Origin of the sequence: Plesiocystis pacifica SIR-1 (assembly GCF_000170895.1) — a bacterium.
Classification (GTDB): domain Bacteria; phylum Myxococcota_A; class Polyangia; order Nannocystales; family Nannocystaceae; genus Plesiocystis; species Plesiocystis pacifica.
In genome coordinates this window covers 20,455-38,696 of the sequence record NZ_ABCS01000090.1, presented here as the reverse complement: position 1 = coordinate 38,696, position 18,242 = coordinate 20,455, and the positions used below count along the sequence as shown (strand labels likewise).

The following is an 18,242-nucleotide window of genomic DNA, read 5'->3' as shown; positions in this document are numbered from 1 at the left end:
AGCGGGGTCTCGTAGCGAAAGTCGAGCACCTTCTTGGCCGCCTCGTCCCAGGCCCCCGCTGCGGGAAACGCCCTCCCTGCCCCACGTCCACGACTCAGAGACTGTGAAATTTTCACAGTCTCTGTCTGTTTTAGCCGTCGTGGACGACGCCACGCCCTCCCTGCCCCACGTCCACGACTCAGTCAGAGCGGCTGGCCGTCGGCGCCGACGACCTTGACGATGGTCGACTCGTCGTCGCCCGGCAGCCCGCGGCCGATGCCCTCCCCGGGCCCCAGCTCGCCCCACTCGATGGCGTAGCCCTCGCCCAGTCGGAACACCAGGTCGCTGACGAGCTGGCCGATGCTGCCGAGGCCCTCGACGTCGATCTCGTCGATCTCGTCGCCGGCGCGGTGGTAGTCCGGGTGGACGCCGGTGAAGAAGAACAGCACGGGCGTCTGGCGGCGGAACCAGTGCGCGTGGTCGCTGCGCGTGGTCGTGCCGCCCTCGTAGAGGATGCGCATGCCGTGGTTGCCGACCTCGTCGAGCAGCGGCATCCACTGCTCGCTGCTGTAGATGCCGCCGACGGCCAGACCCTGGGGCCCGAGGCGGCCGACCATGTCGAGGTTGACCATGGCCACGACCTCGTCCATGTCGAAGGGCGCGTTCTCGGCGAGGGCCCGGGAGCCGAGCAGGCCGAGCTCCTCGCCGGAGAAGTGGGCGAACACCAAGGTCCGCTCGAGGGGCTCCCCGGTGGCCTCGGCCCGCTCGGCGAAGCCCCGGGCCAGATCCATGATCATCGCCGTGCCCGAGGCGTTGTCGTCGGCCCCGTTGCAGACCGTGTCGGGCTCTTGGCCGCGGCGCACGACCGCCCGGCAGTCGCCGCTCTCGTCGTTGCCGATGTGGTCGAAGTGCGCGCCGATCAGCACGATCTCGTCGGTCTTGCCCGGGAGCATGGCGACGACGTTGGGCACGTCGACGCGGGTCTCCTTCAGCTCGGTGTGCAGGTCGACCTCGACGCCCAGGGGGGTCGAGCGCGGGGTGTAGTCGCTGTCGATCGCGGCCTGGACCTCGCTCAGGCGCTCGCCGCCGATGTCGAACAGGCGGTCGGCCTCGCGCCAGCTGAGCTGGACCAGGGGCAGGGGACCAGGCTCGGCCATGACCGTGGGGTGGTTGCTGAGCTCGCGCTCGTTCGCGTCGCCGAGCGCGTCCCGCTCGCGGGCGCCCGGGTCGGGCTCGCTGCGCGGGCCCCGGACCATGACCACGCCCACGGCTCCCGCCGCGGCGAGGCGCTCGAGCTTCTTGGCCAGGCCGTGCTCCGCGGGGTTGAACTGCGGGTTGGCCATGGCCTGCTCCATGAACGCCATGGCGGCCATCTGGATGTCGAAGTTGGCCTTGGGGTCCTCGACCTTCCAGTAGTCGTCGCCGAGCTTGGACACGTCGATGTAGCCGCCGACGAGGACCGCGAGGCGCTCGCGGGCGTCGCGGTGCAGGGCCTCGAGGCCCTTGATGTCCTCGGCCTCGCGCAGCGGCCCGACCTTGGCGTCGAAGTCCTCGGCGATGCTCCGCATGGTCGCGAACAACCGGGCCAGATCGGGGGTATTGGGGGTCGCGTCGAGGATCAGCGCGACCTTGCCCTGGAGCTCGAGGCCGGCGAGGTCGTCGTAGCCCGCGACGGTCGGCTTGGGGATCTCCACGCCCTCGCGGATGGGCGGCACCTCGGGTTGGTCGCTGGGTTGCCACTGGGCGGCGTAGCCCGCGAACACGAGCTCGCCCTTGGCCTCGCCGCTGCGCCCCTCACCCCGCGCCACGAAGCGCTCGGCGTCCACGGCCTTCCCCCCGACGGCCAGGCGCTGCTCGCCCTCAGGCTCGACGTCGATGAGCAGGCCATAGCTCACGCGCATGGACTCCGCCTTGGGCGGAGGGACCAGGCCCAGCGCCGTGTGGTGGCCGGCGATCCACCCCGCGGCCTCCTCGATCTGCGGGTCCAGGGTGAAGCGGCCCTGCAGCTCGTCGCTGGCCAAGTGCTCGATGGCCGCCATCATCTTGGCGCTGTCGACCTTCGGCCCGAGGGTGTCGCCGCTGCCCGCCGCGAGGACGGTGGGATCGGCGGAGCCAGCGTCCGCGCGGCAGCCCTGAACCCCCATCACCGTGCAAGCGACGAGGGTCACTGCCGAGAGGCTCGAGACCGCCGAGACGAGGGAGAACGCGCGAGACCGGGCCATGACCGTGAATAGCGCGTCCCGTCCAAAAGCGAAACGGCCTGAACTCGCGTTCTCGGCGCCCAGGTGACGATCGGAGCCCGGGGAGGCCCGACCCGAGGCCCCGCGCCCTCGAGGGGTGCGCGCGGGCTCAGCTTTTGCTAATCACGGCGATCGTGTCTGAGCGCCTGACCAGCGTCGCCCCAGAGACCCCCTCGGCGGAGCCCACCGCCGACGCACTCGCGGCCCTCGCCGAGGGCGGCCGCGACATCGTCGCGGAGGAGCTGTCGATCCTCGAACGCATCCAAGCCCGCGTGGAGGAGCAGCTGGCGACCGCGACCCACCAGTTCGAAGATCTCAACAGCGCGATGATCGAGCTGCGCGACGAGATCGCCACGGCCAAGGAGGAGGACCTCGCCTCGCTGATGGACCAGATGCATCAGCTCGCGGCCCTCAACGCCAAGCGCGGGTCCGGCCGGACCGCGCCCGTCGACCCCCAAAACCCCTACTTCGGCCACCTGCGCCTGCGCGAGGCCCGGATGGGCAAGCTGCGCGACGTGCTGATCGGCAAGCGGACCATGCTCGACAAGGGCGACGGCCTGTCGATCGTCGACTGGCGCAACGCCCCCGTGTCCCGGCTCTACTACCGCTACGACGAGCTCGACGAGTACGAAGAAGAGTTCGACGACCGCAGCATCGAGGGCACCGTGCTCCTGCGCCGCAGCGTGGTCGTGGGCGAGGGCAAGCTGCGCCGCATCGACACCCCCCAGGGCAGCTTCGCCCTCGGCCGCGGCGGGGCGTGGCGCGACCTGGGCCGGGAGGCCCGCCCGAGCCTCGCCGGCGGCACCGGCAAGGCCGTGCGCGTGCCTCGGGGCCAGCTGGGCGTCAACAACGACCTCGACGGCCTCGCCGACAAGCGCCTCCAGGAGATCACGGCGCTCATCGACAAGCAGCAGTTCGGCCTGATCACCCAGCCCGAGTCGGGCGTGGTGCTGATCCAAGGCGGCGCGGGCTCGGGCAAGACGACCGTCGCCCTGCACCGCGTGGCCTACCTCGCGTTCCAGGACCGCCGCCGCTTCAGCCCGGAGAAGATGCTGATCGTGGTCTTCAACGAGGCCCTGGTCGAGTACATCCGCCACGTCCTCCCCTCCCTCGGCGTCGAGGGGGTGACCGTGACCACCTACCGCCGGTGGAGCGCCGCGCTGCTCCGGCGCCTGCGCCTCGACATCCCGGCCCAGCGCACGGACTCGACCCCCGAGGCCGTGGTCCGGTTCAAGAAGCACCCGATGGTGCTCGAGATGATCGCCGAGCTCGTCGCCGAGGACCTCGCCGACGTCGAGCGCTCCCTCGAAGATCGCCTGCGCGGCCGCCCGGGCGGCGAGCAGGTCCTCGAGCAGTGGCGCAAGCTCGCCAAGCTCCCGCCCAGCGTCCGCGGCCACCGAGCCCTGCGCTGGCTCATCGAAGAAGACGGGCGCAACCTCCCGGCCAAGACCCGCGCCGCCGCCGAGACCAGCCTGCGCGCCTTCAGGGGCAGCGTCGACGACGTCGTCGGGGACTGGGCCGAGCTGTTCGGCGACGGCCGGCGGATCCGCAACGCCATCGCCAGCAAGGCCCCCGACGAGTTCTCCGACTCCGAGGTCAACACCATCGTCAAGTGGTGCGCCAAGAAGACCTCGGCGCTGATCGACTGGCGCGACCACAAGGACGAGCCCAACCTCCGCCGCGACGACGACGACGACGAGCCCAGCTCGCCGCGCAAGCCCCCGCGCCTCGACGGAGAGGACGACGCCGTGATCATGCGCCTGTACCAGGCCAAGCGCGGCGGCCTGTTCGTCAAGGGCAAGCGCTTCGAGTACGAGCACATCGTCATCGACGAGGCCCAGGACCTGTGCCCCATCGAGGTCCGCGTGCTGCTCGACACCGCCTCGGCCGGGCGCAGCGTGACCATCGCGGGCGACAAGGCCCAGAAGATGATCTTCGACAACGGCTTCGTCGACTGGCCGCAGCTGCTCGAGGACGCCGGCCTGCCCCACGTGGCCATCCAGCCCCTCAAGATCACCTACCGGTCCACGCGTCAGGTCATGGCCATCGCCCAGCACGTGCTCGGCCACCTCCACGACCCCAACGACGACCTCATCGCCCGCGACGGCGCCCCGGTCAGCTACTTCGGCTTCTCCGACATGGGCGAGTCCGTCGCCTTCCTCGGCGAGGCCCTGCGCAACCTGATGCAGCGCGAGCCCACGGCCTCCGTGGCCCTGCTGACCCGCTACCCCCAGCAGGCCGAGGCCTACTACGAGGCCCTGCACATCGCCGAGGTCCCGCGCCTGCGCCTGGTCTCGCGCCAGGACTTCACCTTCCTGCCCGGCATCGACGTCACCGACGTCCGCCAGGTCAAGGGCCTCGAGTTCGACTACGTCATCGTCCTCGACCCGACCCGGCAAAACTACCCCGTGCGCGACTCGGCCCGGCACCTGCTGCACATCGCCTGCACCCGCACCGCCTACCAGCTGTGGCTGGTGTGCTCGGGCCGACCCAGCCCGCTGGTTCCGCAGGACCTCATCGACGAGGACGACGAGCAGCCCCCCGGCTGAGCGGCCCCCTCAGCGGCTCAGCCACAGTTGGGGTCGGCGACCACCGCGAGCGTGTCGACCCACAGATCAATCTCGAGGGGATCGGCGCACACGCCCGCGCCCCACAGCCGAAACTCGAGCTGGCGCGTGAAGCCGTAGCTCAGCGGCAGGCAGGTCCGAGACTCCGCCAGCTCCCCCCCGGTCGCCTCGAGCGGGCCCACGCCCTCGTTGGACAGGTCCACGTCGAGGGGCCCGCCGTTGCCCGGCTCGCCGATGATCTCGAGGCGGTAGTCGAACACCAGCGCCGCGCCCTCGGGCAGCTCCATGGCGTCGGGGACGCGCACGGTCGTGTAGGCGGCGAGCTCCTCGCAGCGCTCGACGTGCAGGTGCAGCCCGCCGTCGAGGACCTCGGCGACGACCTGCCCCGGCTCGGTGCCCGTGAACGCCGCGAAGCTCCAGCCCTCGCAGCCCGCCTCGAAGTCCGGGTTGTCGTGCGCGCCCTCCCAGGCGCACGCTCCGGGCTCGCCAGCGTAGGCCGGGTGGCAGGCGCAGGTGTTGTCGGGCTCCTCTGGGTGGCACACGCCTCGGGGGCCGCACTCGGGGTCGCAGAGGTGCTCGCAGGTGCAGATGTCTCCGAAGCAGGGGTAGACCTCGGACAGTTCGGTGCCCTCGGGGCACTCGCCGAAGGGGCCGGGGACGATCGGGTAGCCGTCGTCGGGTTGGGGGACGGCGTTGTCGACGAAGAACACCCACTCGATGGGGCATGCGAGGGCTTCGCTGCCGGTTTCTGAGGAGGTCTCTGCTTCGGAGCTGGTTTCTGCTTCGGAGCTGGTTTCTTCTTCCGAGCAGACGTCTCGGTCGTACAGAGACTGCTGCAAGCAGCCCGGGTTGGAGGGCAGGCTGGTTTTCCCCATGAGGTGCTATCGAGAGGACCTCGACAGCGTCCGCCCCGACGATGAATCGTGCTCGCTTCGCTGCGCGCGATTCATCCACCTCACGCTCGCTTCGCTCGCTGCGGCTCCGGTCACGGGGCGGCGAGGAGAAATGTTTTGGCGGGGGTGAAGACCATGGTTGTTGGGGCGTTTCTGGTTGCGGAGGTTGGTGGGGATGCACCCGGCCGCCGCGAACCTGTTCTGGGTTAGCCCGGCATTTTTCTGGCGCATACACAGCAGGCCGCTCGGCGGGAGGGGTCCCTGCGACGAGCACCGAGCCGCCTACAGCCCTGGAAGAGCAACCAGGCGTGGCTCGGCTCGAGCGCAGGAGTGGGGAGGAGCCCGCCGAATAGGCCGCGGAGCACCGTCGGAGCCGACCAAGCACCGCAGTCCCACTGCAACGCCGGAGCTAACCAAGTACCGCAGACGCAGGCTCAGTCCTCGTCCCCCTCGGACTCCTCATCACTCTCGAGCGGCTTCTCAATCTCCGCCAAGGTCCGCCGCAACAGCCCCTCGATGAGCAGCGCCCGCTCCCCAGCGTCGTAGCGCTTGTTCCGATAGCGATCCTGAATGTCCTCGAACTTCTCGTGGGTGTCCGCGATCAACTGCTTGTAGGGCTTGCGCCGCGCGAGCACCTCCTGCTGATTCGCCCAGAAAAACGAGATCAGCGTCGCCACGGTAAAGCCCGTCAAGATCACCCCCAAGGGCCCCCCGAGCAACCATCGAATACCCAGCCGCAGCGCCACCACCCCCGCCGCGCCCAGGGCCAGGTCCCGAACGCCAGCCTTCTTGATCCGCCCCCACGCCATGGGCAGCAGCTCCCCCGAAGCCAGGACCAAGGCCACGAACTCCGGGCGCTTCGAGCCCCGCTCGTAGGTGTCCTTGATGATCTGCTGCATGAAAGCATCGAAGCCCTCATAGACCTCGGCAGGGTACGCAGTGTGAGCGTCGGACTCGGCCACGAACGCAGGCTAACTGCTTTTCCGAGCCGGGGCCATTGGCCCGAGGGCGGGCCTGAGCGTCGCCGCGTCGTTTGCCCGGCGCGGCCCCCCGTGGCGGGGTGGTTGCCGTTTCGCCTCGGCGACACATGACGCCTAGCGAGACCGCTAGAACAGGCCCAGCTGCGTGCTCTCGGCGTGGGCGGCAACCGTCGCCCCGATCGACCGCAGCCACCGCTCGCCCTGCGTCGCCCACTCCGGGTCCCCCCGCAGCAGCACCTTGGGCTTGCCGCAGGCCTTCCAGTAGCGCGTCAGGGACTTGCGATCCATCCGCCCGGGGCAGGCCGCGTCGACGACCTCGATGGCTTCTTCGGTCGCGTCGCGGCGCCTCGCCGCCCAGCGCTGGGTCTCGCCGCGGACGAGCTCGGGCGCGCCGATCAGCACGGCCGTCGAGATCACCCGGCGCTCGAGGGTGGTCGAGCGGATCGCGTCGTGGGGCCACAGCAACAGCGGCGCGTCGGGCTCGTGGTCCTCGAGGTGCGGCAAAAAGCGCGGGTGGGCGTCGACGGGCAGGCGGCCGGCGATGGCGTCGGCGACCTGGCGCGCGGCGACGGGGCTGGGCACGAGCAAGAGCACCCGGCCGCCGAGCTGGGCGAGGGTGTCGAGGCCACGCACGCCGACCTTGCGCGGGGCGTTGTCGAGGGCCCACTCGGGCTGGACGCGGAGCAGCAGCCAGTCGCACTCGACGGGCATCGCCCGCGGGCCCAGGGCCCAGGTGTAGAGCACCCGCAGCGCCCCCTCCTCGCCGCGCCGGCGCATGAGCAGGCTCGACCCGCCCAGGGGCAGGCCCGAGGGCAGCGCGTGGAGGACCAGGCGACCCACGCCAAACTCCCGCTCCCAGTCGACGAGCACCGCCTGCGCGAGGCTGGCCCGCTGGTGCGGCGCGAGGTTGGCCAGGGCCAGCGCCATGATCAGCTTGCGGTGGGCCATCCACGGCCCGGGCACGAGGCGCGGCGCGGAGCCGACGTGGGTCAGGAAGCTGGTCCGCTTGCCGTCGCACAGGTCCACGGCCAGGCGCTCGCGGGTGAGCATGGCCTGGATCTGCAGGGTCTCGTCGACCTCAGCCACCGCGACCTCCCTCGACCCAGCGCCGAGGCTCGCCGGCGCCTCGCTTGCGCGCCTTGGCCCGGGCCCGGGCGGCCTTGAAGAAGTCCTTGAGCAGCGCCGCGCACTCCTCGGCCAGGACCCCGCCGACGACCTCGAGGCGGTGGTTCAGGCGTGGGTCTTCGCACAGCTGGTAGAGGCTGCGCACCGCCCCGGCCTTGGCGTCGTGGGCCCCGTAGACCAAGCGCGCAATGCGAGTGTTGACCAGCGTGCCCGCGCACATCGGGCAGGGCTCGAGGGTCACGTAGAGGGTCGCGCCGTCGAGGCGCCAGCGCCGAGCCTGGCGGCAGGCCTCGCGCATGGCGACGACCTCGGCGTGCCCCGTCGGGTCGTGGTCCTGCTCCCGGGTGTTGAAGCCGACCCCGAGGATCTTCCCGTCGCGGACCACCAGCGCGCCCACGGGCACGTCTCCCCGGGTCGCCGCCTCGGCCCCGAGGGCCATGGCCATGCGCATGTATCGGAGATCTTCCGCGGTCGGCGTGGGCGAGGCGGGCTCCACGGGAGTCAGGATCGCCCCTGGCGCCAAGAAAAGAAACAGAAAACAAAAGGCGAGAGCCCCGCTCTCCAGTGGAGTAGCGGGGCTCTCGTTGCGCACCCAGAAGGATTCGAACCTCCGACTTTCGGTTCCGTAGACCGACGCTCTATCCAGCTGAGCTATGGGTGCATGGGCTTGCGAGCTGGAATCGCTTGCGGGGTGCGGTGTGTAGCAAGGCCCGGTCGGGCGTGCAAGGTCTCGATCACGGTCGGGGCCAAAAAAGATCGCGGAGGGGTCTCACGAGGGCCCTGGCGAGCGCCTGGGCCTCAAGGCTGCAGCGGCGACTCGGGACCAAACACCAGGATCGCCAGCACGATCGCGTTGTGCCCCGCGTGGGCGAGGATCGCCGCGAAGATCCGCCCCGTGTAGAGGTAGGTCAGCGCGAACACCACGGCCAGCCAGGCGTACACGGCCAGCCCGACGGGGTTCCAGTGCGAGATGGCGAAGGCCAGGGCCGGGACGATGAGCGCCGCCGCGAGCCCGGTGCGGTGGTAGAGGCGGCGAAAGAACATCTCGCGGAACAGCAGCTCCTCCGCGAGCGGGGCCAGCACGACCGCCGTGAGGGTGAGCAGGGCCAGCTCCACGGCGTCCCCGCGGGCGACGAGCTCGACGATCGCCGCTTGCTCCTCGATCTCGATGCCGATGAGCTCGGCCTGCACCCAGCCGATGAGCGAGCTGCCCATGACGGCGATGGTGATGGCCCCGAGCGCGGCACCGAGACTCGTGACCACCGACAGCCGCCGCTGCTCGGGGACCATGGCGTAGCTCTTGTCACCCTTGCTCACGAGCAGGGCCTCGAGGCCGCGGTAGCAGGCCCAGGCCGTACCCAGCAGGATCGGCCCGCCGATGATGCCCAGCCACGCCGGCTGCGTCTCGGCCTCGCCGGTGACGATGCTCGTCAGCAGCACGAGCACGAAGATCACGGTCAGCCCGCCCAGAAAGGACAGGCCCCACCACACACTCTCGGACACGACACCGAGGGCGACCTCGTTCAGGCCCCGGGCCGCCGGACGCTCAGGCGGCGTTTGTCGCGCAGTCTCGCTCATGGTCTCTCCAGTGTGCAGTGTGCCCAGCAGACCGGCAAGACGCGCGCTCCACCAACAAAGCCCGCGAGACCCTTGCAAGTGGTCGACGATGTCGCTAGTTTCTGCGCCCCCTGGGGCCATGACCGAGTGGCTGAAGGTGCAGGATTGCTAATCCTGTGTAGGGGTAACCCTACCGAGGGTTCGAATCCCTCTGGCTCCGCAGACGAGCGCCCCCATCACGCATGGCGGGCGCTCGACTTTTTTTGCGCGAAGCGCAGCGAACTGAGCGAACTCAGAGACTGTCCATGGTCTTCGGGCCTGCGCCCTCTCGCGGATCGACGGGGATCTCTCGCGCGACCAAGGTCCCCGCCGCCGCCTGGGCCAGCCCAAAAAACAGCGGGCCGACCACCGGGATCGCCAGCACCAGAGACAGCGGCAAGCCGAAGCCGAGCAGCACCGCACGGTGCTCGCGGATCAGCTTCTTTTGCTCGGGATAGCGCATGTCGATGCAGTCGAAGTAGGGGTCGAGGAGCTCCCAACCCACGGTCCTCGCGGTCAGCCAGGCCTGACAGACCGTGGCGACCACGCTCCCGATCACGGGGATCAGGTTCAACGCGAAGCAGCACAGGCTCAGGACCAGGAACACCACGAGCCGCCGCGTCGCGTTGGCGGCCGAGCGCCACATCACCATGCCCTCGCTCGCCTCGAGGGCCTCCGCTCGGGCGGAATCGACCACCTTGAGACCGGCCAGGAACACCGGCTGGTTGAAGAAGGGGAAGACGATGTTCACCACGAAGATCGACAACAGCGGCCCCGCCACGAAGGTGGCCACGGTCCCGAGCACCCGGGCGGCCCATAGACCAACCTTTGCCCAAGTTGCCATGTCGGGGGTCGGCGCAGTTTGGGCGAACAGCAACCACAGCAAGCCCACGTCCAGCGCCAGCGTGAGGGTGAACAAGCCGGCGACGACTCGCAGGTAGGCTCGGTTCACGTCTCCATCGCCAAACGCCGATCGGAGGCCGTCCCAGGCGGCGCGCATGCCCCGGCCGAAGGGGCTCGTGTCCGTGGACCCAGGCTCCTCAGCGGCATCGGCGGGTTCGGCCATGGATGAGAGCGTGGTGCCTCGCGCGAAAAACACAAGTCCTGGGGTCAAGCGAAAAAAAGGATGATCAACGGTGGCTCACCGCGTGTATCGTGCGGCGATGCGACTCCAATTTTCTGCGCTCTTCGCGACTGCGTTCGCTCTGACCCTCACCGCTTGCCCCAGCGACGATGGCGGCTCGGACTCCGACACCGTCGCGGACACGGAGACGACGGAGGACACGACCACGGACGACGACGTCGGCGACGAGACGACGACCACCGAGACGACGAGCAGCTGCGAGCCGGGCACCTTCAACTGCGAGTGTGACAACGGCATGTGTGCCGACGGCCTCGAGTGCGTCGACAACGTCTGCGAGTTCCCCGAGCCCATGGAGACCACCACCGACGGCGGCGGCAACGAGGGCATGTGCGGCTGGTCGGCCCAGGCCGGCTTCTACGACTGCAACCAGGCCGGCGAGGATCCCGGCGGCACGAACCCCATCGAGTGCCCCGAGGGCGAGTACATCACCGGCGGCCCCTGCCCCGAGGGCCTGACCTTCGAGGGTTGCTGCTTCGACGACGACCTGTGGTGGTGTGAGGGCGGCGCTGTCGCGGGCATCGACTGCGGCCAGGACGGCCCCGACATGGACGAAGAGGGCGGCACCGACATGGGCATGGACACCGGCACCGAGACCGGCATGGACACCGGCACCGAGACCGACACCGGCGGCCTGGACACCGGCACCGAGACCGACACCGGCGGCTTGGACACCACCGGCGGCTGAACCTCAACCGGACCGCAAGTCCACCCGATCGCCCGGCGTCGGGAGCAGCAGCTCCAGGCCGTCGGGCGATTCTCGTTGGGCCCGCTCGCGCAGCGCCGCCTTGGCCTCGGCCATGTGGTGCAAAAGCGCGAGGCTCGAGACCCCGCAGTCCCGGGCGAGGGCGAGGAGCTCGAGGAGCTCGCCGTGCCTGCGCGGCTTGGCCGAAGACGCCGGCGCGCCCTCGCCCGCGCCGATCGAAAAGCACTCGTGGACGAGGAGCTCGACGCCCGCGAACAAGCTCCGGCTGGCGACCGTCGGCGCCCCGTCGCCGGAGTAGGCCAGCGAGCGCATGCCCTCGGCCTCGAGGCGCAGGGCGTAGTTGACCAGGGAGTGGGCCGTGGGCGCGCACCGAGCCCAAAAGCCGCCGCAGGCCGTGACCGCGCCCGGCTCGAGCTCGACGAAGTCCAGCGCGTAGCACTTGTGCGCGGCGAAGCTGCCCGGATAGCCCAGCTCGAGCACCGCCTCGATCTTGGCCCGCGAGCCCGGGCCGCCCACGAGGGTCAGCGGCCGCGTGCGCCCGCCCAGGCGCATGCGCAGCAGCAGCGCCGGCAGGCCAAAGCAGTGGTCGGCGTGGAAGTGGCTCAGGTACACCGCGTCGAGCTCGTCGACGTCCTCGGTGATCCGCCACAAGGCGTGGGGCACGGCGTAGCCGCAGTCGAGCAGCCAGGTCTGCGGGCCGCGGACGAGCACGCTGGTATTGGGCAGCTCGGGGTCGAGGGCCTCGCCGGTGCCGACGAAGACCAGCTCGAAAGACGACGCGCTCGCCATCAGGGCAGGCGCGCCTCGAGGCGCTTGCGCGCGGCCTTGGGCAGCTCCTTGCTCTCGAGCGCCCGCGGGGCCAGGTCCTTGACCCGCGGATCGTCGAGGCGGTCGGCGGCCACGGCCGCGCTGACGACCACGTCGAGCCCCGCGTCGGGGCGCAGGGCCGTGACCATGGACTCGTCGAGCAGGACCTGGGCGCGCTTTTTGTCCTTGGCGTCGAAGGCGACCACGGACGCCCCGGCCAGGGCCGTGGGGTGCAGCGGCGCGATCGCGCTGGCCCGGTCGGAGAAGGCCTCGGCCCGCTTGTCGCCCGAGGCCACGGCCAGCACCAGCGCGCGCAGGGCCGGCTCGAGGCTCATGCCGTCGATCGCCAGCACCCGCTCGAGCACGTCGAGCTCGCCCTTGACGTCGGCCTGCTTGCGCGCGAGGGCGGCCAGGGCCATGAGCGGCTCGAGGGCCTCGACGCTGAAGCTCGCCGCCTTCTCGTACTGCTTGGCCGCCTGCTTGTCGTCGCCGAGCTGCTCGAGCACGTTGCCGAGCATCAGCCGGGTCTGGGCCCCGTCGCCCTTGCCCTGGACCAGGGCCTCGAGCCCCTTGCGCGCCGACTCGAAGTCCCCCTCCTGCCCGGCCTTCATCACCTCCATCAAGGTCTGCACCCGCGGGTCGTCCTGGGCCTTTGGGTCCTGGAGGTTCGGCCGCCAGCCGCTGATCTTGCGGTCGAGCTCGGCGTCGAACCAGGCCTCGAACTCCTTTTCGACGGTGGCCATGTCCTTGCCGAGGACCTCGACGAACAGCTCCTCCGTCGACTTGCCCTTGGCGTAGCCCTTCAACATGACGACGATCTTGGGCCGGCCGTAGGTCTCGCCCAGGTAGCGCATGGCCCACGACGCCGTCGCGTAGGCGACCTCCATCATCATCGCGTTCTCGGCCCGCAAGAACGCCAGCTCGAGCTCGCTGAGCTTGCGCAGGGCGTCGTGGTCTCGGGCCGCGCTCAGCAAGGCCGCGCTCTCCCGGGCCGCCGGCGGGTAGGCCAGCTCCGACTCCCACTCGCTCAGGCCCTCGGTGAACCACCGCGGCACCCGGCCCTCGCTGAGCTCGATGGCGTAGCTGTGGGCGATCTCGTGCCAGATGACGTGGTCGAAGTTGTGCGTGCCGGCGTAGGGCCCCAAGGCCGTGATCACCGGGCCAAAGCAGACCCCGAGGGCGCCGAGGTTGGGCGTGCCCACGGTGCGGATCGAAAAGTCCTCGGGGTCGGCGAAGATCTCGACGCGGAGCGTGCCCAGGTCGATGCCGTAGGCCTTGTCGAGGGTGGTCTGGGCCGAGGCGATGGCGTCGATGAAGCCCGGCCCGACCACATCCTGGAGCTCCGCGGGCAGGCGCACCGTCAGCCCGCCGGACTTTTGCTCGGCGTAGTTGGGCTCGATGCTCTCGCGGTAGAGCTGGCGCACGTTGAGGGTGCGCGCGTTGTACTTGTCCTTGCGCCACGCGAAGTCGAGGGCGGCCCGGCCCGCGACCTCGTCGCCCAGGCGCAGGCGCGACAGGCCCAGCGCGCCCTGGACGTAGGGGTCGTCGGGCAGGCGCTTCGCGCCCTCGGTGAGCACCTCGTCGGCCTCGGGGTAGAGGTGCAGGTAGCCCAGCAGGTCGCCCAGGCCCGAGTAAAACTGCCCCTCGACGGGGCGCGCCGCGAACACGGCGTCGCGGGCCTTTTTGTAGGCCGCCTCGTCGCGCTCGTAGATCGCGAGGGCGGCCATCACCGCCTGCCCGTCGACGTGGGCCGGGTTGAGGGTCAGGACGTGGTCCGTGACGCGCTCTCGGGCCTCGTCCCGGCGCCCCTCGATGAGCGCGACCCAGGCGAGCACGGTGTGGGCCTCGGCGTTGCTGGGGTTGACCTGCAGGGCCTCCTCGGCCGCGCGCGAGGCCGGGCCCAGGCGGAAGTCGTCGAGGGCGATGCGGGCCATCAGCGCCAGGGCCTCGGGGTTCCAGGGATCGCGCTCGAGCACCTGGGCGACGGTCTGGGCGGCCTCGCTGGGCTTGTACTTCTCGAGGAAGAGCTCGGCGTAGCGCACCGCGATCTCGTCGCCGAGCTCCGAGCCCTCGCTGGCCGGCGCGAGGTTCTCGGCCTCTTGCATCAAGCGGTTGGTGCTCTTGAAGGCCCGCTCGGCCAGGGCCGCGTAGGAGGCCCCGAGGATCTGCTCGGCGGTCTGCGCCGTGCCGTCGCCGTAGGCGTCGTAGAGGCCGTCGATGAGCCCGCGGATGTCTCGCTCCTGGACCTTGCCAGAGATCAGCGCCAGGCGGACGCGCTCGCCCTGGAGCAGCAAATTGGTGGGGTCGAGGCCGAGGCCGTCGACGATCAATTTTTCGGCCCCGGCGATGTCCCCGTGGACCTCGCGCAGGGCCGCGAGCCGCCGCAGCACCTGGGCCTCGACGGCCTTGTCCTTGCTCTTCTTGGCCTGGGCCCGGGCGGCCTCGAGGGTCTCTTGGGCCGCGTCGAGGCGACCGAGCAGGCGCTGCGCCCGGGCCAGGGCGAAGGCGGCCTCGGTGTCGCCGGGCTTCGACTTCAGGTGCTCGCTCAGGAAGGTCGCGGCGCCCTCGGGGTTGCCGTGCGCGGCGGCGACCAGGGCCGCGTCGCGGGTCTTGGGGTCGGCCGGCTTCTCGCGCTTGCGGGCCTCCTCCGTGGCCATCTCGGCCGTGTCCGGGCCTTGGCCGACGGCCTCCTCGCTCAAGCCCGCCGCGCGCGGGTCGACGAGCGGGCCGTCGCGCTCGGGGTCCTCGACCGCGTCCTCTCCACCCGGCGTCTCCGTGTCCTTCTTGGGCTCGCAGCCCGCCACGAGCAGCGCCGCCGCCACGGTGGCGGCGAGGGGCAGGACGCGGCGGGGCTCGGAGGGGGCGGCCATGGGCGAAAAATTCTGCGCGCGGAGCACGGGGCTGTCAAACGCGGCACCTGCCCGGCTGGCTTCCACCCGAGGGAGAAAGCGCGCCTGCCTGGCTTGGAGGGCGTCTGGGTGTGGGCCCCAACGCAGAACCCCGCGCCGTCCGGTCGATCCGAACGAACGCGGGGCTCGCTGGCGGGCTCAGATCCGAGAGATCAGATCCCGTCGATGATCGCGTTGAGCGTCGCGCTGGGCCGCATCGCCGCGTAGGCCAGGGCGTCGTCCGGCATGTAGTAGCCGCCGACGTCCTGCGCCGGGCCCTGGGCGCCGTTGAGCTCCTCGACGATCTTGGCCTCGTTCTCGGTCAGCGCCGCCGCCACCGGAGCGAAGCGATCGGCCAGGCCGGCGTCCTCGGTCTGCGCGGCCAGGGCCTGGGCCCAGTACATCGCCAGGTAGAAGTGGCTGCCGCGGTTGTCGAGCTCGTTGACCTTGCGCGAGGGCGACTTGTTCTGCAGCAGGTACTGGGTGGTCGCGGCGTCGAGGGCCTTGCCGAGCACCCGGGCGCTGGCGTGGCCGAACTTGCTGCCGAGGTGCTCGAGGCTCACGGCCAGGGCCAGGAACTCACCGAGGGAGTCCCAGCGCAGGTGGCCCTCCTTCTCGAACTGCTGGACGTGCTTGGGCGCCGAGCCGCCGGCGCCGGTCTCGAACAGACCGCCGCCGTTCATGAGCGGGACGATGCTGAGCATCTTGGCGCTCGTGCCCAGCTCGAGGATGGGGAACAGATCGGTCAGGTAGTCGCGCAGCACGTTGCCGGTGACCGAGACCGTGTCCTTGCCGTCCTTGATCCGCTCGAGGCTGAACTGCGTGGCCGCGACGGGGGCGAGGATCGGCAGCTCGAGGCCCTCGGTGTCCAGGGTCTCGAGGTGGGCGCGGACCTTGGCGATGAGCTGGGCGTCGTGGGGGCGGGTCTCGTCGAGCCAGAACACCGCGGGGCAGCCCGTCTCCCGGGCCCGGCGCACGGCGAGCTCGACCCAGTCCTTGATCGGCGCGTCCTTGGCCTGGCACATGCGCCAGATGTCGCCGGCCTCGACGGCGTGCTCCATGAGCGCGGTGCCGCTGGCGTCGACCACCCGCACCGTGCCGGCGGCGGCGATCTCGAAGGTCTTGTCGTGGGAGCCGTACTCCTCGGCCTTCTTGGCCATCAGCCCGACGTTGGACACGCTGCCCATGGTCGTCGGGTCGAAGGCGCCGTTGGCCTTGCAAAACTCGATGACGGCCTGGTAGACGCCGGCGTAGGAGCTGTCGGGGATGACCGCCTTGGTGTCCTGGGTCTTGCCCTCGGCGTTCCACATGCAGCCCGAGGTGCGGATCATCGCCGGCATGGAGGCGTCGATGATCACGTCGCTGGGCACGTGCAGGTTGGTGATGCCCTTGTCCGAATTGACCATCGCCAGGGCCGGGCCGTTCTCGTAAGCGGCGGCGATGTCGGCCTCGATGGCCGCGCGCTCGGCCTCGGGCAGCCCGGCGATCTTGCCGAGCAGGTCGCCAAGGCCGTTGTTCACGTCGACGCCCAGGCCCTCGAAGGTCGCGCCGTGCTTGGCGAACACGTCGGCGAAGAAGGTCCGCACGCCGTGGCCGAAGATGATCGGGTCGGAGACCTTCATCATCGTGGCCTTCATGTGCAGCGAGAACAGCACGCCGGTGTTCTTGGCGTCCTCGACCTGCGCGGCCAGGAAGGCGGTGAGCGCGGCCTTGCTCATGAAGGTGCCGTCGATGACCTCACCGGCGAGCAGGGCCAGGCCGTCCTTGAGCACCGTCGTCGTGCCGTCGGCGCCGACGTGCTCGATGCGGACCGTGGTCGCCTCGGCGACGGTCACGGACTGCTCGTTGGAGCGGAAGTCGCCCGCGCTCATGGTCGCCACGTGGGACTTGGACTCGGCCGTCCACGCGCCCATGGAGTGGGGGTTGTTGCGGGCGTAGGCCTTGACCGCGGCCGGAGCCCGGCGGTCGGAGTTGCCCTCGCGCAGCACGGGGTTGACGGCGCTGCCCTTGACCGTGTCGAAGCGCGCCTTGATCTCGCGCTCCTCGTCGCTCTTGGGCTCCTCGGGGTAGTCCGGGATGGCGTAGCCCCGGGCCTGGAGCTCGGCGATGGCGGCCTTGAGCTGCGGGACCGAGGCGCTGATGTTCGGCAGCTTGATGATGTTGGCCTCGGGGGTCTTGGCCAGCTCGCCCAGCTCGGCGAGGTGATCGCCGACCTTTTGATCGTCACTCAAGCGGTCCGGGAACACGGCGAGGATGCGGCCCGCCAGCGAGATGTCCCGGGTCTCCACGCCCACGCCCGTGGCCTTGGCGAAGGCACGGATGATCGGCAGGAAGGAGTAGGTCGCCAGCGCCGGCGCCTCGTCGGTCTTGGTGTAGATGATGGTGGGGCTCTGGGTCATCTTCGCGCTCTCGTCCTCGACTGTAGGTCAGGGGTCAGGCCAGGTCGGCCGCAGCCGCCCCGATGTAGCACGGATCCGCCCCCCGGTCAGTGCGGTGAGCGGGCGCCCCAAGCCCGGCCCAAAGCGGCCCCAAACGGCGCCCAGGTCCGCTTTGCGAGGGCGCCGAGGCGGCGCCGCCTGGGCCACGCGGAGGGCCGGAGCCGCGGCCAACGCGGCTACGCTCGTGCGGGCGGTGGAGCGGCGCAACTACGAAACGGCCCACATGGGCAGTGTGTTCCTGATCGCGCACTACCAGGACGTCGACCTCGAGACCATCCAGGCCGCCGAGCGCGAGCTCGCCCAGCGCTACGCCGAGACCTCGGGTAGCGATCCCAATGCATATCCAATCGGCTATCATCAATGCGTGGCCTCCGTGAACGCAGCCGCTGACCTCTGTGCGTCCGCAGCGACCATGCCCGAATTCGAAACCACCACCGAGGGCAGCGTGTTCATCCTCGCCTTCCACGTGCCGGTGACCGAGGCCGTCCAGCGCGCCGCGGACGTGGACCTGCAAGTGTTCTACGACCGCTACCCGGGCACCATCCAGCTCTTGGTCATGCCCCTGGTCGTGATGCCGCCCCCGCCCGTGGCCGTGCGCCGAATGTGGCGCGACCTGGGCAAGCGCCACCCCCGGGTCCAGGCCACGGCGCTGGTCAACGCCCGCGCCTTCTCGGGCATCACGGGCACGCTGCTCACGGCGCTCTACCACCAGATCGCCCACAACCTCCTCAACAAGGAGGACGTGGCGACCTACGGCAGCGTCGTCGAGGCCGCGCACTGGCTGTGCGACAGCGCCAACGCCGACGCGAAGGCCGAGCGGCTGATCGAGCTCGCCGAAGGCATGCTGCGCACGCGCGAGACCTTCGGCGTGGCCTGAGGGGG

13 protein-coding genes and 2 tRNA genes are annotated in these 18,242 nt (G+C 70.4%); 4 read left to right on the top strand and 11 right to left on the bottom strand.

The window, feature by feature from the left end; all coding sequences use genetic code 11:
* Window positions 1–182 precede the first annotated feature (182 nt).
* A complete protein-coding gene (locus PPSIR1_RS31990; protein ID WP_006975381.1) occupies window positions 183–2,201 on the bottom strand; it encodes a M28 family peptidase in 2,019 nt (672 codons plus the stop codon).
* Between the two features lie 152 nt (window positions 2,202–2,353).
* Here PPSIR1_RS31990 and PPSIR1_RS31985 point away from each other — a divergent pair, with 152 nt between their 5' ends.
* A complete protein-coding gene (locus PPSIR1_RS31985; protein ID WP_006975380.1) occupies window positions 2,354–4,768 on the top strand; it encodes a UvrD-helicase domain-containing protein in 2,415 nt (804 codons plus the stop codon).
* 17 nt (window positions 4,769–4,785) lie between these two features.
* Here PPSIR1_RS31985 and PPSIR1_RS31980 read toward each other — a convergent pair whose 3' ends face one another.
* From PPSIR1_RS31980 to PPSIR1_RS44420, 6 genes are all read right to left on the bottom strand, one after another.
* Window positions 4,786–5,625 carry a hypothetical protein gene (locus PPSIR1_RS31980; protein ID WP_157596184.1) on the bottom strand — a complete coding sequence of 280 codons (840 nt, stop codon included), beginning with the start codon at window positions 5,623–5,625 and terminating at the stop codon, window positions 4,786–4,788.
* A gap of 488 nt (window positions 5,626–6,113) precedes the next feature.
* The gene (locus tag PPSIR1_RS31975) at window positions 6,114–6,641 is read right to left on the bottom strand and encodes a hypothetical protein (RefSeq protein ID WP_006975378.1); all 528 of its coding nucleotides are present in this window, start codon (window positions 6,639–6,641) and stop codon (window positions 6,114–6,116) included.
* A 144-nt stretch (window positions 6,642–6,785) separates the two neighbouring features.
* Window positions 6,786–7,745, bottom strand: a complete 960-nt coding sequence (locus tag PPSIR1_RS31970; RefSeq protein WP_006975377.1) for a hypothetical protein — start codon at window positions 7,743–7,745, stop codon at window positions 6,786–6,788.
* Window positions 7,738–8,280, bottom strand: a complete 543-nt coding sequence (gene tadA, locus PPSIR1_RS31965; RefSeq protein ID WP_157596183.1) for a tRNA adenosine(34) deaminase TadA — start codon at window positions 8,278–8,280, stop codon at window positions 7,738–7,740. The genes PPSIR1_RS31970 and tadA overlap by 8 nt, the downstream gene beginning before the upstream one ends.
* Before the next feature lie 91 nt (window positions 8,281–8,371).
* Window positions 8,372–8,445 (bottom strand) — tRNA-Arg (locus PPSIR1_RS31960).
* Window positions 8,446–8,582: 137 nt separating this feature from the next.
* A complete protein-coding gene (locus PPSIR1_RS44420; RefSeq protein ID WP_157596182.1) occupies window positions 8,583–9,362 on the bottom strand; it encodes a CPBP family intramembrane glutamic endopeptidase in 780 nt (259 codons plus the stop codon).
* Window positions 9,363–9,474: 112 nt separating this feature from the next.
* On the opposite strand from PPSIR1_RS44420, the gene PPSIR1_RS31950 reads away from it, so the two are divergent.
* Window positions 9,475–9,561 (top strand) — tRNA-Ser (locus PPSIR1_RS31950).
* A gap of 72 nt (window positions 9,562–9,633) precedes the next feature.
* On the opposite strand, the gene PPSIR1_RS31945 is transcribed toward PPSIR1_RS31950, so the two are convergent.
* The gene (locus PPSIR1_RS31945; protein ID WP_006975374.1) at window positions 9,634–10,446 is read right to left on the bottom strand and encodes an EI24 domain-containing protein; all 813 of its coding nucleotides are present in this window, start codon (window positions 10,444–10,446) and stop codon (window positions 9,634–9,636) included.
* 97 nt (window positions 10,447–10,543) lie between these two features.
* On the opposite strand from PPSIR1_RS31945, the gene PPSIR1_RS48530 reads away from it, so the two are divergent.
* Window positions 10,544–11,209 (top strand): hypothetical protein, encoded by a 666-nt coding sequence (locus PPSIR1_RS48530; RefSeq protein ID WP_006975373.1) that lies wholly within the window; start codon window positions 10,544–10,546, stop codon window positions 11,207–11,209.
* Between the two features lie 3 nt (window positions 11,210–11,212).
* Here the strand turns inward: PPSIR1_RS48530 and PPSIR1_RS31935 are convergent, their stop codons facing one another.
* From PPSIR1_RS31935 to PPSIR1_RS31925, 3 genes are all read right to left on the bottom strand, one after another.
* On the bottom strand, window positions 11,213–12,016 hold the full coding sequence (locus PPSIR1_RS31935) for a ribonuclease Z (RefSeq protein ID WP_006975372.1): 804 nt from the start codon (window positions 12,014–12,016) through the stop codon (window positions 11,213–11,215).
* Window positions 12,016–14,904, bottom strand: coding sequence for a tetratricopeptide repeat protein (locus PPSIR1_RS31930; protein ID WP_006975371.1), 2,889 nt, complete (start codon window positions 14,902–14,904; stop codon window positions 12,016–12,018). The genes PPSIR1_RS31935 and PPSIR1_RS31930 overlap by 1 nt, the downstream gene beginning before the upstream one ends.
* A gap of 191 nt (window positions 14,905–15,095) precedes the next feature.
* Window positions 15,096–17,321: an NADP-dependent isocitrate dehydrogenase gene (locus PPSIR1_RS31925; RefSeq protein WP_006975370.1), complete on the bottom strand. Its 2,226-nt coding sequence runs from the start codon at window positions 17,319–17,321 to the stop codon at window positions 15,096–15,098.
* A gap of 232 nt (window positions 17,322–17,553) precedes the next feature.
* Between PPSIR1_RS31925 and PPSIR1_RS31920 the strand changes: the two genes are divergently transcribed.
* Entirely contained in the window at window positions 17,554–18,237 is a 684-nt protein-coding gene (locus tag PPSIR1_RS31920; RefSeq protein WP_006975369.1) for a hypothetical protein, read from the top strand.
* Window positions 18,238–18,242: the final 5 nt, after the last annotated feature.

Bases quoted from the DNA above. Each gene is read 5' to 3' on its own strand.
- PPSIR1_RS31990 (WP_006975381.1), bottom strand. From the start codon at position 2,201: ATGGCCCGGTCTCGCGCGTTCTCCCTCGTCTCGGCGGTCTCGAGCCTC.
- PPSIR1_RS44420 (WP_157596182.1), bottom strand. From the start codon at position 9,362: ATGAGCGAGACTGCGCGACAAACGCCGCCTGAGCGTCCGGCGGCCCGG.
- PPSIR1_RS31945 (WP_006975374.1), bottom strand. From the start codon at position 10,446: ATGGCCGAACCCGCCGATGCCGCTGAGGAGCCTGGGTCCACGGACACG.
- PPSIR1_RS48530 (WP_006975373.1), top strand. From the start codon at position 10,544: ATGCGACTCCAATTTTCTGCGCTCTTCGCGACTGCGTTCGCTCTGACC.
- PPSIR1_RS31935 (WP_006975372.1), bottom strand. From the start codon at position 12,016: ATGGCGAGCGCGTCGTCTTTCGAGCTGGTCTTCGTCGGCACCGGCGAG.
- PPSIR1_RS31930 (WP_006975371.1), bottom strand. From the start codon at position 14,904: ATGGCCGCCCCCTCCGAGCCCCGCCGCGTCCTGCCCCTCGCCGCCACC.
- PPSIR1_RS31925 (WP_006975370.1), bottom strand. From the start codon at position 17,321: ATGACCCAGAGCCCCACCATCATCTACACCAAGACCGACGAGGCGCCG.